Below are 13,947 nucleotides of genomic sequence, written 5' to 3'. Positions count from 1 at the left end.
AAAACTAAAGCACTAGGTGGAACCTATGTATGCTAATTCACCTCCGTATTCTCATTAAATTCTAATGCAATTCTATTGTAATTTTAATCTATTAAAGATTCTGTCGAAAAATCAGAGAAATATTTACATTTCGCCCTACAAAATTTTTACTTTTCGAAATATAAAAAAGCTCTGCTTTGCTGTGATAACAAAGCGGAGCTTTTTAGTTTTTATTTAATTGCAAGTTTCTACTTCTAATTCAGTTACAGGCCACCAAGAGAAACCGTCTTTTTCTAATAATTGATCTGCTGCGTCAGGACCTCTTGAACCTGATTCATAATTTGGAAAGCTTTCGTCCTTACTATTTTTCCAGGCTTCAGAGATTTTATCAACAAAGCTCCAAGAATAGGCTACTTCATCCCAATGGGTAAAGTTTGTTGCGTCTCCCTGCATACAGTCATATAGAAGCTTTTCATAACCCTCCGGAGTATTCATCGCATGGATCCCCGTATTGGCAAAGCTTAATTTCACCACTTGGGCATCGAGATGACCGCCTGCCTTTTTGGCATTTAAATGTAACGTAATTCCTTCTTCCGGCTGGATATGGATAACAAGGAGATTAGGGTTTAACATTTTTTCCGTTTGATAGTATAAATTCATTGGTATATCTTTAAACTGCACAACAATTTTGGTGGATTTTACCTTAAGCCTTTTTCCTGTTCGGATATAAAAAGGTACTCCAGCCCAGCGGAAATTATCAATCATCACTTTCCCTGCGACGTAGGTTTCTGTATTGGACTCTTTGTCCACCATTGGTTCGTCACGGTATTTCGGAACCTTTTTGCCATCCATTTCCCCTTCGCCGTATTGCCCGCGAACAAAATAATCCTTTACTTCTTCGCCTTCTATCTTACGAATAGCTCTGAATACTCTTCCTTTTTCGGAACGAATTTCATCCGTTGTAAGCTTAATCGGAGGCTCCATCGCAAGGAGGGCTACCATCTGCAGCATGTGGTTTTGTACCATATCCCTTAATGCACCGCTTTTTTCGTAATAGCGTCCTCGCTCCTCTACTCCAAGTGTCTCACTTGAGGTGACTTGAATATTGGAGATATATCGGTTATTCCATAATGGTTCAAAAATGGCATTGGCGAAACGAATTACTTCTATGTTTCTTACCATTTCTTTTCCAAGATAGTGGTCAATCCGATAAATTTCTTCCTCAGAAAAAGCTGTTCTAATTTGCTTATTTAATTCTTTTGCAGACGCAAGGTCATGTCCGAATGGTTTTTCGATGACAAGTCGTTTGTATCCTTTTACATCCGTTAAACCATCAGATTTTAAATGAAGGGCAATTGGTCCGAAAAATTCCGGTGCCATGGCGAGGTAAAAAATCCGGTTGCCTTCTAACTTATAATGTTCATCAATCTCATCTGCTAACTTTTTAAGAGCAAGGTATGAACTCGAATCCTGCACATCGTGTGCCTGATAGTAAAAGTGGGAAATAAATTCATCAATATTTTTATCTCTTCCTAGAGCAGAAAGAACAGATTCTTTTACGGATTGTTGAAATTCATCATTCGAAATCGACCTTCTTGCCACACCAATTACAGCAAATTGATCGGATAATCGGCCTTTTTCAAATAGCCGGTATAGCGAAGGAAACAACTTCCGTTTGGCTAAATCGCCAGTTGCACCAAAAATCATAATGAGTGAAGATGTGCTTCCAGTTTGTTCCACTAAAAATACCTCTTTTCCAGTATGTATCGTATAAAATAACGTTATCTTACCAAGTATTAAATTTTATCTGTTTACTATATAATTCGCAAATAAAAAGCAATCATGTAAAAATCAATTTATTTTCAAAGACTGGTTTGTGCTATAGTAAAGCTATTAATAAGTACGGGTGTTTGAAAGGAGCATGTTTGAGTGGATATTTTTTTCTTAGGAACGGGTGCTGGAATGCCGGCAAAGCTTCGCAATGTTACATCCATTGCCTTAAAATTACTTGAAGAGCGGGGGACAATCTGGCTATTTGATGCCGGAGAGGCAACACAGCATCAAATTTTACATACTGCAATTAAACCGCGCAGAATTGAAAAAATTTTTATCACTCACCTTCATGGCGATCATATATATGGCCTGCCCGGGCTATTATCGAGCCGTTCCTTTCAGGGGGGAGAATCGGAAGTCACCGTTTATGGTCCAAAGGGAATTAAGGAATTTATTGATGTGAGTCTTTCTGTAAGTCAGACCTATTTAAAATATAATATCACCGTCATTGAGATTGAGGATGGGATAATTTTTGAGGATGACCAGTTTATTGTTGAAGCAGGTCTTTTAGAACATGGAATTCCGTCCTATGGTTATCGAATTGTTGAAAAGGATCGGCCGGGAACATTGCTTGCTGATAAATTGGTGGAAATAGGTGTTCGTCCAGGTCCTGTTTTTAAGAAAATCAAAAATGGTGAAACGGTTACCCTTGAAGATGGTAGAACGATTCATCCGGCAGATTTCCTTGGACAGCCCCAAAAGGGAAGGATTATAACCATTTTAGGGGATACCAGGTATTGTGAACAGGCGGTTTCCTTGGCGGAACATGCAGATTTGTTAGTGCACGAAGCTACCTTCTCAAAAGGAGAGGAAAGGCTTGCATTTGATTATTTTCATTCCACCACACACCAAGCAGCGAAAATTGCGAAAATGTCAGGGTGTAAACAGCTATGCCTAACGCATATCAGTTCACGTTATGACCGGCATGCATCAAGAGAATTAGTAGAAGAGGCACGTGAGATTTTTCCGAATACGGATATTGCAGAAGATTTTAAAGAAATTAATATTCCGTTGAAATGAAATAAAATCGTTCAATAAACCAAAAAATGTCCTTCATCCAATCAATGAAGGACATTTCTATTCATTTATATCCAGCCGCGCTTATACTGCACAGGCGTTTCAATTTCTATCCCCAGCTCTTTGGCTGCCGTTCTTGGCCAGTAAGGATCACGCAGTAGTTCCCGCGCTAAGAAAACTAAGTCAGCACGGTCATTCTGCAAAATTTCCTCAGCTTGGATCGGGGTTGTAATCAACCCAACCGCACCTGTATCAATACCCGCTTCATTCTTAATCGTTTCAGCAAATTTTACTTGGTAACCAGGGTAAACATTTATATGGGCCGGTACAACTGCACCAGAACTAACGTCGATTAAATCAACACCTTGCTCCTTCATCCATTTACTGAAGGTTACATAATCCTCTGGTGTTAAACCTTCCTGATTGTAATCGTGTGCGGAGACTCGAACTAATAATGGGCCATCCCATACAGTCTTAACAGCGTCAATCACTTCGCGGAGGAAGCGGTAGCGGTTTTCAGCTGAACCGCCATATTCATCGGTTCGTTTATTAGAGAGAGGTGATAAAAATTCATTAACCAAATATCCATGAGCCCCGTGAATTTCAATCACATCAAAGTCGGCGTTTGCCGCCCGTTCTGCCCCTTTTTTGAATGCATCAACAGTCTCGGCAATTTCTGCCAGGGTCATTTCCTTTGGTGTTTTACTTTTTTCATTATAAGCAAGTGCAGAAGGAGCAAGGATTTCCCCTTCTAAAACAGCTTTTCTGCCAGCGTGGGCGAGTTGAATCCCCGTTTTAGCTCCGTGCTCTTTCATCAGACTGACTAGTTCCTTAAATCCCTCAACATGCTCATCGCTCCAAATTCCTAAATCCTGAGGGGAGATGCGGCCTTGTGGAGTAACGGCTGTTGCCTCAACAATAATCAGTCCAACCTGACCCACCGCTCTGCTTGTATAATGGGTACGGTGCCAGTTTTGAATATGTCCGTCTTCGTTATGACTCGAATACATGCACATTGGTGACATTACAATACGGTTTTTTAACGTAACCCCTTTAATTGTGTAGGGAGAGAATAATTTTACCGCCATTTTTAAACCTCCTGAATTCCTATTTAAATCCATAATTTAGTATATCAAAAGGTTTCATTTTAAAGAAAAACTCTGCTTCACTCTTTTTCTCTAAGATCTCTTAAGCGATATTTTGTCCCTCTCCAGACAATACCGCCCCGTTTAAAGGTCAATATACTTGCCCGGACAATTGTATAAATAAACAATAAAGCAGAGATGGGAAAAACAAGAAATAGGGCAGGGGAAAATAAAGTCATTCTTCTGATTACCATTATATAAAGAATCCCGCTTGTTAAAATATTACCTAAGCTTAGCAGGACAATAGGTTTGCTGTTTGAAAAAATGGTAAAGAAGGGAAGAAAATGGGTTAATAGGATTCCGAAAACTGCTAAAAAAATCATACTGATACGGTAATTTAATCCTGCAAACGTATTTTTTTCGAGCCCGACAAAGGCCTCCTTTAAGCTGCCATACCATTCTACTTCAATTAAATGGAGGGCGGTGACAATCCTCTGCGAAAAGCCTTCCTTTTTCATTCTCATTCCCAATTGAAGATCATCGTCCGGGCGCATTTTAATCCTCTCATGGGTGCCGAACGCTTCATAAGCCTTGTTTGAAACAAGGTTAAAAGCACCAATTCCCGTACCGATTTTGGATTTAGGGTTATTTGCCCGCCACGGCCGTTTAAAATAGGAAAATCCAAACAGGAAAAAGGCAACAAATGACTTGAGCCAAAAGCTGTGGGCATTTAAATTCGGTGCTGCGGTTAAATGGTCAAGTTTATTTTTATTAAAATAATGCAGCGCTTTTGCAAATGCATCTTTTTCATAGCGAACATCTGCATCTGTAAACAAAAGCCATTTACCAGAAGCCTGTTTGGCACCTGTATATAATGCATGGTTTTTACCAAGCCAGCCTTCCGGTAATTCTTGTATATGAATGACCTTTATTCTTTGATCCGATCCAGCTAACTCATCAATAATTTTTCCAGTATGATCTGTTGAACGGTCGTCTACCAGAATCCATTCGACATTTTCATAGGTTTGCTGCAATTGACTTTGGATACTTAACTTTATTTGTTGTTCTTCATTTCTTGCTGCGACAATGACTGTCAATAACTCCCCATCTACTAGACCTGTTTCATTTTCGAGAAAATCTAATTTTCTTAAACCGGCCCAGGCATCCAATATAAACGCAATCCAAACAACGATCCCCAATGAAAGTAATGTGGTTAACATCTATGACACTTCCCAGTCCTTTTTTTACATTTTAAAAGAACTCTCGGGAAACATCCAATTTATAGGAGCTGTTCAGCTGTTTCCAGCTGGGTGCTCAATGCTTTCCCCATTTTTTTTGATTGAGCAGTGGCTGTTTTTATGCACTCAATAAATGCCTGCTGAACGCCATTTTCTTCAAGGACTCGAATACCGGCTTCGGTCGTTCCCCCAGGGCTGGTTACATCCTTGCGCAGCTGTACAGGTGGTTTTATCGATTTCCGGACCATCTCTGCTGCTCCAATTAACGTTTGTACAATCAGTTCTTGAGCAGTTTCCTTATTTAGGCCGATTTCTACTGCGCTATTTTCCATCGCTTCAATCAGATAATAAATATAGGCAGGGCCGCTTCCTGAAAGTCCTGTCACAGCATCAAGATGTTCTTCTTCAACAATAGTAGTTAATCCTACTGTGTTGAAAAGCTTTTTCGCCATTTCCATTTGCTCATCTGACACACGTTCATTGACCGCAATGGCAGTTGCTGATAATCCAACTGCTGCTGACGTGTTTGGCATCGATCTGATAATTGCCATTGGTTTTTTAGCTAAAACCTCTATTGTTTTGATTGAAACCCCGGCGAGAACTGAAATTACCAGCATTTGTTCCGTTAGGTACTCCCGAATCTTGGCTATCGCAGTTGCGGCATCCTTAGGTTTCATTGCTAAAATGACAATATCCGCTCCGTCAAAGAGTGCACACATGTCGTAAGAGGCGCTTACCCCATAGCGATTACGAAGCTTGTGCAGCCTTTCCTCGTTTGAATTATTTGTTACCCAAATATTTTCTCTTTCCATTAACCCATTTTCCAGAACACCCGAAATGAACGCTTCAGCCATAGAACCTGCACCAATAACTGCCATTTTTTTCATGTTACAGCCTCCTTCTTATTTTATTCATTAGAAGAGTGGTTGATTTCCGCTCCAGGATCCTCGCTTTCCGCGGGGCAGGCGGTGAGCCTCCTCGGCGCTGAAAGCGCCTGTGGGGTCTCACCTGTCCCGCTGCTCCCGCTGGAGTCTCGCACCATCCGCTTCAATCAACGTCTCACTTAACCTATTTAAAAACAAAAATCTTTTAGAAAACAGCTTCTTTAAAAACAAAAAGACCTTTCATCCGTAAAGGACGAAAGGTCTATCTTCCGTGGTACCACCTTCATTGACCCCTTTTAAAATACAAAAGGGTCACTCGACTCCGATAACGCCGGATTTGCGTTAGGTTTTCCTAAAAGCTCATAAGGTAGGTTCAATGATTAAGAGGGTGGTGAAGCCTTTCAGCCTTTAGAGCTTCACTCTCTTTCACCGTTACTCATTTACTGGCCTTATTCATCGCTTTAAACGAATCAAATTTTAATTGTGATTATGCATTATAAACAGCCTGTCTGTCAAGGGATTAATTTATTGAATTTTTTATTTTTTCCAAAAAAATTATGTGAAAATAATGACATTTTCTGAGAAAATCGGTACACTTTATTTTATAATCAAATTTTTGCATTCGGAAATTTTATAACAATAATGTTACGGGGGTATAAGAATGACAGAATGGAAAGAGGGAATTGCTAAAATTACGCTGCCGACTCCGTTTGAGGTAGGAGATGTAAATGCCTATTTGATTAAGGGAGAGAGGTTAACGCTTATTGACGCAGGAGTAAAAACGAAAGAATGCTGGAATTCACTGAAAACGCAAATGGCTGATTTGCATGTAAGTCCTGATGATATTGAACAAGTCATTTTGACTCACCATCACCCCGACCATGTCGGTATGCTTGATTTTTTACCCGATACGATTGAACTGTTCGGCCACCCGCTAAATGAGCGATGGATTCATCCGACAGAAGAATTTTTTCAGGTGCAGGAGGAATTTTTTACTGCGCTATTCCATCAATTTGGGTTGCCCAAGGAATATTTACCTTCCCTTGAAAATTTGCGAAAAACGTTAAAATATTCATGCAATCGTTCACTGACCGGACATTTACATGAAGGGATGACACCTCCGGGACTCAGCGGTTGGCAGGTTATAGAAGCACCCGGTCATGCTCAAAGTCACATTGCGCTTTTTCGTGAAAAGGACGGTGTTTTAATTGGCGGAGATCTTATTTTGGCCCATATCTCCCCAAATCCGCTGCTTGAGCCGCCGCTTTTGGGAGAAACAGAAAGGCCAAAACCACTCTTGCAGCATAATGAATCGATGAAAAAATTGTTATCTTATCCGATTTCTGTTGTGTACACAGGGCATGGGGATGAGGTTTATCAATTAAAAGAACTAATCGAAAAAAGACTTACTCGGCAGCATGAACGGGCCATGACAGTTCTTGACTGGTTAAGGGAAGAGCAGTTAAGTGTTTTTGAAATTTGCAAACGGCTTTTTCCGGCCGTTTATAAACGTGAATTGCTGTTGACAATATCAGAGACCGTTGGACAGCTTGACTATTTATCATCCATTGGTGAAATTACTAATAAAGACACGCAGCCTGTTCTTTTTCAGGCCAGATGAGGTGATAAATTGGTTAGGGAACATTTAAAAGGCAAACATATTGTCATCACTGGCGCCTCAGGGGGGATTGGTGCGGAAATTGCTAAGCTATCCGCTGCAAGCGGAGCCAATCTTGTCCTTTTGGCAAGAAGCATCGAAAAGCTGGAACAGCTGCAAAGTGAATTACAACAGAAACATCATGTCAAAGTGGTTATTTTTCAGCTTGATGTGTCTGATACCGAAAAAGTTCAAGAAGTTTTTCAGCGCATTTTTGCGGAAATGGGTTCGGTCGATATCCTTGTGAATAATGCCGGCTTTGGAGTTTTCCGTGAAGCCCACGCGGCGACAATGGATGAAATCAAGGGGATGTTTGAGGTAAATGTGGTTGGGTTAATGGCGTGCACAAGTATGGTGCTGCCGAAAATGCGTGAGCGGCGTTTCGGCCATATCATCAACATTGCCTCCCAAGCCGGAAAAATTGCCACACCAAAATCAAGCGTTTATTCGGCAACAAAGCATGCTGTTCTTGGTTATACGAATTCACTAAGGCTGGAATTGGCTGATTATAATGTTCAAGTCACTTCGGTGAATCCAGGTCCGATTGCTACCAACTTTTTTAATATTGCTGACGAAAAAGGAACTTATGTGAAAAACGTTCAGCGATTTATGCTTAAACCGGATTACGTTGCTGAGAAAGTGGTTAATAGCATGCTTACAAAGACAAGAGAAATCAACCTCCCGCGCTGGATGAATATGGGCAGCGTTGTCTACGTTCTTTTTCCAAGGCTGTTTGAACGAATTGGGAAAAAGGCATTTAATCAAAAATAAGCCGCTGCTTCTGTGGCGGTTTTTCTTTTCTGATTAACCTGTTAAAAATTCATACACCGTATCATTGATTACCTCATACAAATTCGCTTCCGGTTCTTCTGTTATCATCTCTAGTACCCGATGATAAAGTTCTTCTAATTCTTTTCCACTCATCGGCAATGAATCTGCCTCGGTATAGTACTGTTTAAAACAATTTTTTATCATTTTGATTACCAGTTTTTTATCCACAGCTATGCACCTCAATCCCATTATACTGTTTTTTTGTTTCATCACCACATTGGAAAATTGTCATTAAATTCCCATTGAATACGAACGCATATTCGCTTAAAATAAAGAATATAATATAAAGGAACTGATGTTCGCATTTATGACCATGGAGGGAAGAAATATGGTCGATTACAGCACAGCACCGCAAAATAAAATTCTATGTGTAGACATGAAGAGCTTCTATGCAAGCTGTTCAGCTGTCATTTACGGCCTTGATCCGATGCAGTGCTATTTAGTTGTGGCCGGCAATCATGATCGCCAGGGGAGTGTGGTACTTGCAGCTTCACCAAGGGTGAAAAAGGAATTTGGTATTAAAACTGGTTCTAGGCTGTTCGAGATTCCCAATGATCCGCGTATTCAAGTAGTTGAGCCGAAAATGGCTACTTATTTACGAATTTCCACAGAAATTAGCCGTGTTTTCAATCGCTATGTTCCAAAGGAAGCCATTCATACGTATAGCGTGGATGAAAGTTTTATAAAAGTGGATGGTGCCATCCATCTTTGGGGGGATGCCTATACCATTGCCCAAAAAATAAAGAGTGACATTGAGCGGGAGTTCCAACTGCCATGTGCGGTTGGAATCGGGCCGAATATGTTAATGGCGAAGCTTTGTCTTGATTTGGATGCAAAGAAAAAGGGGGTTGAAGAATGGACGTATGAGGATGTACCGACAAAGCTGTGGAGTGTGTCGCCGCTTAGGGAAATGTGGGGAATAGGCAGAAGGGTTGAAAAAACATTAAATGGAATGGGCATTTTTACAGTCGGACAGCTGGCCCGTTATGATTTAGAAAAGTTAGAAAAGAAATTCGGCATTATGGGCAACCAGCTTTACTATCATGCCTGGGGAATTGACCTTTCGGAGTTAGGCGCACCAATTGTCGAAGGACAAATCAGTTTTGGAAAAAGCCAAATTCTCTTAAGGGATTATAAAGAGGAAGAAGAAATCAAGCATGTGATTTTAGAAATGTGTGAGGAAGTGGCGCGAAGGGCAAGAATGCATCGAAAGGTCGGGCGAACGATTAGCCTTGGAATTGGCTACAGTCAGGATGAATTGGGAGGAGGATTCTACCGCTCAAGGACAATTACACAGCCGACGAATGTGACAATGGAGCTTTACCGTGTTTGTCTTGAGTTGTTTTATGAGCACTATAATGGCAAAACCGTAAGGCAAATTTCGCTCGCACTCGGCAATATTGTCGATGACAAGGAGCTTCAGCTTGATTTGTTTGATATGGATGCATATAAAAAACGAGATTTGGGTTATGTAGTAGACTCCATTCGCAGCCGTTTTGGGGCAGGTTCCTTATTGCGGGCTGTTTCCTACACGGCAGCAGGAACCGCCAAGCATCGAGCTACACTCGTTGGCGGGCATAAAATGTAAAAGAAAAGCTAGAGCGCCTTGATCAAGGGCTGTAGACCAAAGAGCCCCTAGGCGCTGCAGCTAGACAAAAATAAACTTTTTTGATTTATGTATGAAAGAAGGTGAGGCGGATGATTCGTGACCGTGGAAGAATCAAATGGACATCAATGATGCTTCCCGAGCATGTCAAACTGCTCAGGAATTGGGTAAAGGAAGATCGGTATGAAAATAGAAAAGAAATGGATGAGCAGCAGCTTGAGCTAATGAATGAAACCTTGGTTGAGGCAATTGAGTTTGATCAATTTGTGACGATTACCTATTACAGAAATTTCAACTATGAAATCGTCATTGGGAAAATCCATTATTGGGACGAAATGACCCAAAAGCTCCATGTGGTTGACCGATTTGAAGGAGCGCATCGTATCCCCATTCGCGAAATTGCCGACATCCGGTTGACCGATGTGTAGTTTCAAACGAAATAAAAAAGAGCGGCTGATAACAACCGCTCTCAATAATTAATCTTCTTGAGGAACCCGAACCTGGGATTCGAAATTACCTTTATGTGAGCCGTCACAAAAAGGTTTATTTTTCGATAATCCGCAGCGGCAAAGGGAAAAGGATGGCTTTGTTGTATAAATATTTCCTGAACCGTCGATTAATTCCACATCACCTGTAATTCGATAGGATCCGTTATCATTTACCTTGATTTGAACTTTTGACATTCCCAACACTCCCTAAGAATATTTATTATATTTGTAACTTGAAAAACCTTAAGCAGATAAATAAGAGCATAAAAAAACATATGATACAATCATCATATGTCAATAAAGGGGGCTTTTAAACATGAAAATAGAAATTACCTTAGCGGCTGCTGAAAAAATAAAGATGAAAACAGAGGGCCGCTCGGGCTATTTAAAGCTAAAATATGATACAGACGGCTGCGGTTGTGCGGTAAATGGCGTAACAGTATTGTGGTTTGTACCAGAATTGGATGATAACGACATTCAGATTGAATCGAATGACGTACCGGTTTATATCGAAAAAGCAAAAGCGGTTTTCTTTGATGAACAAATGAAAATTGATTTTTCAACTGTATCAAATTGCTTTCAATTAAAAAGCCCGCAGCAAATTTTAAACGGGCATATGAGCCTTATCATCAAATAAAAAACAGACTGCTCCAATTGGACAGTCTGTTTAACGAGAAGGCTCCAGATTTACATATTTTTGTAAAAACTCATCAATTACTCGTTCATAATCAGTGCGGTTTTCATTAAAGGATTGGGCATGCCGCCCTTTTTCTGCAATATAGAGCATTTTAGGCCCTTTTTTATGTTCAAATAAATCCTGGGTCATCGAGGGCAAGATATAATCATCCTTACGGCTATGAATGAACAAGACAGGATGTTGAATATTTTCAATAACCGAGATCGGTGAGACATTCCGGATTGAATATTTATCCCGAATCCGTAATATAAGGTCTCCAATCGGTAATAAAATTCCAGGAAAAAGCTTAAAATCCTTTTTAATCAAATAAGCAAGCTGAGCCCTGAAATCTGAAAATGGACAGTCGGCGATGTAAAAATCAGCACCATCCTCAAGCATTCCTGCATACAACAGCATCGTTGCTGCTCCCATGGATTCACCGTGAATTCCCAACAAAAGATTCGTTCCTTTTTCCTCTTTCAGCCAGTCAACAACGGCTTTTAAATCGAATTTTTCGTAATAACCGAAGCTCGTGGTCCTTCCTCCGGATTCTCCGTGGCGCCGGTGATCATAAATTAGCACATTAAAACCGCGCTCAAGGAACAGATTCATATATTTGATTGAATTGATTTTCGTTTCTGTTACACCGTGAGAAATAATAATATAACGGTCTGTTTGGTGCGGTTCAACAAGAACTGCTTTAATTTCATAACCAAAGGGTGAAGGAATCTCGATTTTTCGTTTCGGCAGTGTTTTTAATTGTGTAGGATTATATCTGCCGGCTTCTTTTTCCCGCTTTAAAATAAATTCTTCATCCTTTTTTTTCATATACATCAGCCGGTTGGTAAAATAAATTGCAAGTGCGAGCCAAAAAAATAATAAAATAAACAAGGTTCGAAATGCCTTTTTCAAACAGGGCACCTCCCGAAAGGTTTCAACAATATTTTCCTATTAGCGTTATATTAACATAAAAAAAGCCGCAAACTCCATTGCGGCTTTTACTATTTTATTGTTCGGCATTCTGCCTCTTGGTTGGGTGTGTTGCTTTTTCTACTTCTTCCGCGGCAATCATTCTTTGGCCCCCGCCTGCAGAGTCAGCATAGTTTTTTCCCTTTTGGCTGTTTCCTTTTTCGCGTTTTTGGCTCATCATTGGTACTCCCTTCAAGATGGTTTCACCTTATAAGATGCATGAATGGAAGTATGATTATTCATAGAAGGTAAAGATTCAATCAAAGCAACTTTTTAAGGAAATTCAGCATCATTTTCCTTTTCTAACATTCATACTTTCATTATAAGGAGTTAAATTTAATTGGATGGGGCAAAGGGAGTATCCTTTGGTAAAACTAGTGAAATCGAAAGGAGAGAGAGAAATGGCAAATGAAAAGGCCTCAGTCAGGGAGAGAATTGCGATACGGGCGGAGAAAGAAATCGAAAGCGGCTTTTACGTCAACTTAGGAATCGGTATGCCAACTCTTGTAGCCAACTACATGTCAGAAAATAAACAGGTGGTTCTACAATCGGAAAATGGTTTGCTAGGAATTGGTCCATATCCAAAGGAGGATGAGGTCGACCCAGATTTAATCAATGCCGGAAAAGAGACGGTAACGACCATTAGCGGCGCTGCTTTTTTTGACAGTGCTGAATCATTTGCGATGATTCGTGGCGGGCATATTAATCTAGCCATTCTTGGGGGAATGGAGGTTTCTGAAACCGGTGATCTAGCAAACTGGATGATACCTGGAAAAATGATTAAGGGCATGGGAGGGGCAATGGACCTTGTCCATGGCGCTCAAAGAATCATTGTCATAATGGAACATGTTAATAAACGCGGGGAATCGAAAATTTTAAAGAAATGCACACTTCCGTTAACAGGAAAAGGAGTTGTCAATCGTATTATCACAGAGCGGGCGGTAATGGATGTGACTGATTCCGGGCTAAAACTTGTTGAAGTGGCAAAAGGGTTTACGGTGGAAGAGGTTATAAATTCAACAGAAGCAGCATTAATGGTGGATGAGAATGTGTTACTTGAGGCCTATTAAGGAAAAGAAAGCAGGTTAATACCCAAAAGGGAAAAGTTCCTAATTTTCTCACCTGTTTTTTTGAGATAAATCTAAAGCTGTTTTATTGCGCCAAGTGGTATAATAGTGGCAAATTCGTTATGAAGGGGAGGTCTAACTGTGAAAAAGCAACCGAAACAGAAACCGAAAAAAGATGAATCTGTTGTTACGCTGAAGGATATGATGGATCCAAATTTACTAAAGCAGCTAAAAGAGCAGCAGGAGAAGCTCAAGATAGAGGAAGAGAATAAAAGAGCTGAAGAGGAGTTTAAAAAGCGGGAAGAAAGAAGATTAAAGGAAAAGAACAAATCCTTTGAAGAGTTGTTAAATGAAAGTGGAATGAACTGGAAAGAGTTTAAATAGGATTCTTACTGTCTTTGTTGGTGGAAATGTCCTTAATCTTCGATATGAAGACTAAAACTCGTAGCGAAACCTTCGAAAATGGTCTTCATAAGGTCGATGAAGACCAAAACTCACTAAGGGCCCCGGGGAAACGTCCTTCAAGAGAGCGATGAAGGCCAAACCTCAATAAGGGCTCCGGGGAAACGTCCTTCAAGAAGACCGATGAAGGCCAAAACTCAACAAAGGCCCCGGGA

The 13,947-nt window shown here is 40.4% G+C and carries 16 protein-coding genes and 1 other annotated feature; of the genes, 8 read left to right on the top strand and 8 right to left on the bottom strand.

Features of this window, described 5'->3' with window-relative positions:
- Positions 1 to 213 precede the first annotated feature (213 nt).
- The gene (gene zwf, locus RCG21_RS25005) at positions 214 to 1,686 is read right to left on the bottom strand and encodes a glucose-6-phosphate dehydrogenase (RefSeq protein WP_133336193.1); all 1,473 of its coding nucleotides are present in this window, start codon (positions 1,684 to 1,686) and stop codon (positions 214 to 216) included.
- Positions 1,687 to 1,908: 222 nt separating this feature from the next.
- On the opposite strand from zwf, the gene rnz reads away from it, so the two are divergent.
- Positions 1,909 to 2,832, top strand: a complete 924-nt coding sequence (gene rnz / locus RCG21_RS25000; RefSeq protein WP_133335749.1) for a ribonuclease Z — start codon at positions 1,909 to 1,911, stop codon at positions 2,830 to 2,832.
- A gap of 65 nt (positions 2,833 to 2,897) precedes the next feature.
- On the opposite strand, the gene namA is transcribed toward rnz, so the two are convergent.
- The 3 genes from namA to proC all read right to left on the bottom strand — a co-directional run bounded on the left by namA (position 2,898) and on the right by proC (position 6,039).
- Positions 2,898 to 3,917 carry an NADPH dehydrogenase NamA gene (gene namA, locus RCG21_RS24995; protein ID WP_133335751.1) on the bottom strand — a complete coding sequence of 340 codons (1,020 nt, stop codon included), beginning with the start codon at positions 3,915 to 3,917 and terminating at the stop codon, positions 2,898 to 2,900.
- 77 nt (positions 3,918 to 3,994) lie between these two features.
- On the bottom strand, positions 3,995 to 5,134 hold the full coding sequence (locus RCG21_RS24990; protein WP_133335753.1) for a glycosyltransferase family 2 protein: 1,140 nt from the start codon (positions 5,132 to 5,134) through the stop codon (positions 3,995 to 3,997).
- A gap of 59 nt (positions 5,135 to 5,193) precedes the next feature.
- On the bottom strand, positions 5,194 to 6,039 hold the full coding sequence (proC, locus tag RCG21_RS24985) for a pyrroline-5-carboxylate reductase (protein ID WP_133335755.1): 846 nt from the start codon (positions 6,037 to 6,039) through the stop codon (positions 5,194 to 5,196).
- Positions 6,040 to 6,282: 243 nt separating this feature from the next.
- Positions 6,283 to 6,502, bottom strand: a binding site (T-box leader).
- A 195-nt stretch (positions 6,503 to 6,697) separates the two neighbouring features.
- On the opposite strand from proC, the gene RCG21_RS24980 reads away from it, so the two are divergent.
- Entirely contained in the window at positions 6,698 to 7,657 is a 960-nt protein-coding gene (locus RCG21_RS24980) for an MBL fold metallo-hydrolase (RefSeq protein WP_133335757.1), read from the top strand.
- Positions 7,658 to 7,666: 9 nt separating this feature from the next.
- A complete protein-coding gene (locus RCG21_RS24975; protein WP_133335759.1) occupies positions 7,667 to 8,464 on the top strand; it encodes an SDR family NAD(P)-dependent oxidoreductase in 798 nt (265 codons plus the stop codon).
- A 33-nt stretch (positions 8,465 to 8,497) separates the two neighbouring features.
- Here the strand turns inward: RCG21_RS24975 and RCG21_RS24970 are convergent, their stop codons facing one another.
- Positions 8,498 to 8,692, bottom strand: a complete 195-nt coding sequence (locus tag RCG21_RS24970) for a YqzH family protein (RefSeq protein ID WP_133335761.1) — start codon at positions 8,690 to 8,692, stop codon at positions 8,498 to 8,500.
- 160 nt (positions 8,693 to 8,852) lie between these two features.
- Between RCG21_RS24970 and RCG21_RS24965 the strand changes: the two genes are divergently transcribed.
- Positions 8,853 to 10,112, top strand: a complete 1,260-nt coding sequence (locus tag RCG21_RS24965) for a Y-family DNA polymerase (RefSeq protein WP_133335763.1) — start codon at positions 8,853 to 8,855, stop codon at positions 10,110 to 10,112.
- Positions 10,113 to 10,222: 110 nt separating this feature from the next.
- Positions 10,223 to 10,558, top strand: a complete 336-nt coding sequence (locus RCG21_RS24960) for a YolD-like family protein (protein ID WP_133335765.1) — start codon at positions 10,223 to 10,225, stop codon at positions 10,556 to 10,558.
- 48 nt (positions 10,559 to 10,606) lie between these two features.
- On the opposite strand, the gene RCG21_RS24955 is transcribed toward RCG21_RS24960, so the two are convergent.
- Positions 10,607 to 10,813 carry a CDGSH iron-sulfur domain-containing protein gene (locus tag RCG21_RS24955; RefSeq protein ID WP_133335767.1) on the bottom strand — a complete coding sequence of 69 codons (207 nt, stop codon included), beginning with the start codon at positions 10,811 to 10,813 and terminating at the stop codon, positions 10,607 to 10,609.
- A 121-nt stretch (positions 10,814 to 10,934) separates the two neighbouring features.
- Between RCG21_RS24955 and RCG21_RS24950 the strand changes: the two genes are divergently transcribed.
- Entirely contained in the window at positions 10,935 to 11,255 is a 321-nt protein-coding gene (locus RCG21_RS24950) for an iron-sulfur cluster biosynthesis family protein (protein WP_133335769.1), read from the top strand.
- Positions 11,256 to 11,285: 30 nt separating this feature from the next.
- Here RCG21_RS24950 and RCG21_RS24945 read toward each other — a convergent pair whose 3' ends face one another.
- Both RCG21_RS24945 and RCG21_RS24940 read right to left on the bottom strand, forming a co-directional pair.
- Positions 11,286 to 12,206 (bottom strand): alpha/beta hydrolase, encoded by a 921-nt coding sequence (locus tag RCG21_RS24945; protein ID WP_133335771.1) that lies wholly within the window; start codon positions 12,204 to 12,206, stop codon positions 11,286 to 11,288.
- A 94-nt stretch (positions 12,207 to 12,300) separates the two neighbouring features.
- Positions 12,301 to 12,441 (bottom strand): hypothetical protein, encoded by a 141-nt coding sequence (locus RCG21_RS24940; RefSeq protein ID WP_165976297.1) that lies wholly within the window; start codon positions 12,439 to 12,441, stop codon positions 12,301 to 12,303.
- Between the two features lie 223 nt (positions 12,442 to 12,664).
- Here RCG21_RS24940 and RCG21_RS24935 point away from each other — a divergent pair, with 223 nt between their 5' ends.
- The gene (locus tag RCG21_RS24935) at positions 12,665 to 13,333 is read left to right on the top strand and encodes a 3-oxoacid CoA-transferase subunit B (protein WP_133335773.1); all 669 of its coding nucleotides are present in this window, start codon (positions 12,665 to 12,667) and stop codon (positions 13,331 to 13,333) included.
- 138 nt (positions 13,334 to 13,471) lie between these two features.
- Entirely contained in the window at positions 13,472 to 13,714 is a 243-nt protein-coding gene (locus tag RCG21_RS24930) for a YqkE family protein (protein WP_133335775.1), read from the top strand.
- Positions 13,715 to 13,947: the final 233 nt, after the last annotated feature.

The organism is Bacillus salipaludis, from assembly GCF_030938565.1.
In the GTDB taxonomy this organism is placed as follows: Bacteria; Bacillota; Bacilli; order Bacillales; family Cytobacillaceae; genus Neobacillus; species Neobacillus salipaludis_A.
Note: the sequence above shows the minus strand (reverse complement) of the source record. Positions and strands in the feature narration are given on the sequence as shown.

Coding starts and splice junctions, on each gene's coding strand:
- zwf (WP_133336193.1), bottom strand. CDS start 1,686: ATGATTTTTGGTGCAACTGGCGATTTAGCCAAACGGAAGTTGTTTCCT.
- namA (WP_133335751.1), bottom strand. CDS start 3,917: ATGGCGGTAAAATTATTCTCTCCCTACACAATTAAAGGGGTTACGTTA.
- RCG21_RS24990 (WP_133335753.1), bottom strand. CDS start 5,134: ATGTTAACCACATTACTTTCATTGGGGATCGTTGTTTGGATTGCGTTT.
- proC (WP_133335755.1), bottom strand. CDS start 6,039: ATGAAAAAAATGGCAGTTATTGGTGCAGGTTCTATGGCTGAAGCGTTC.
- RCG21_RS24980 (WP_133335757.1), top strand. CDS start 6,698: ATGACAGAATGGAAAGAGGGAATTGCTAAAATTACGCTGCCGACTCCG.
- RCG21_RS24965 (WP_133335763.1), top strand. CDS start 8,853: ATGGTCGATTACAGCACAGCACCGCAAAATAAAATTCTATGTGTAGAC.
- RCG21_RS24960 (WP_133335765.1), top strand. CDS start 10,223: ATGATTCGTGACCGTGGAAGAATCAAATGGACATCAATGATGCTTCCC.
- RCG21_RS24955 (WP_133335767.1), bottom strand. CDS start 10,813: ATGTCAAAAGTTCAAATCAAGGTAAATGATAACGGATCCTATCGAATT.
- RCG21_RS24950 (WP_133335769.1), top strand. CDS start 10,935: ATGAAAATAGAAATTACCTTAGCGGCTGCTGAAAAAATAAAGATGAAA.
- RCG21_RS24940 (WP_165976297.1), bottom strand. CDS start 12,441: ATGAGCCAAAAACGCGAAAAAGGAAACAGCCAAAAGGGAAAAAACTAT.
- RCG21_RS24935 (WP_133335773.1), top strand. CDS start 12,665: ATGGCAAATGAAAAGGCCTCAGTCAGGGAGAGAATTGCGATACGGGCG.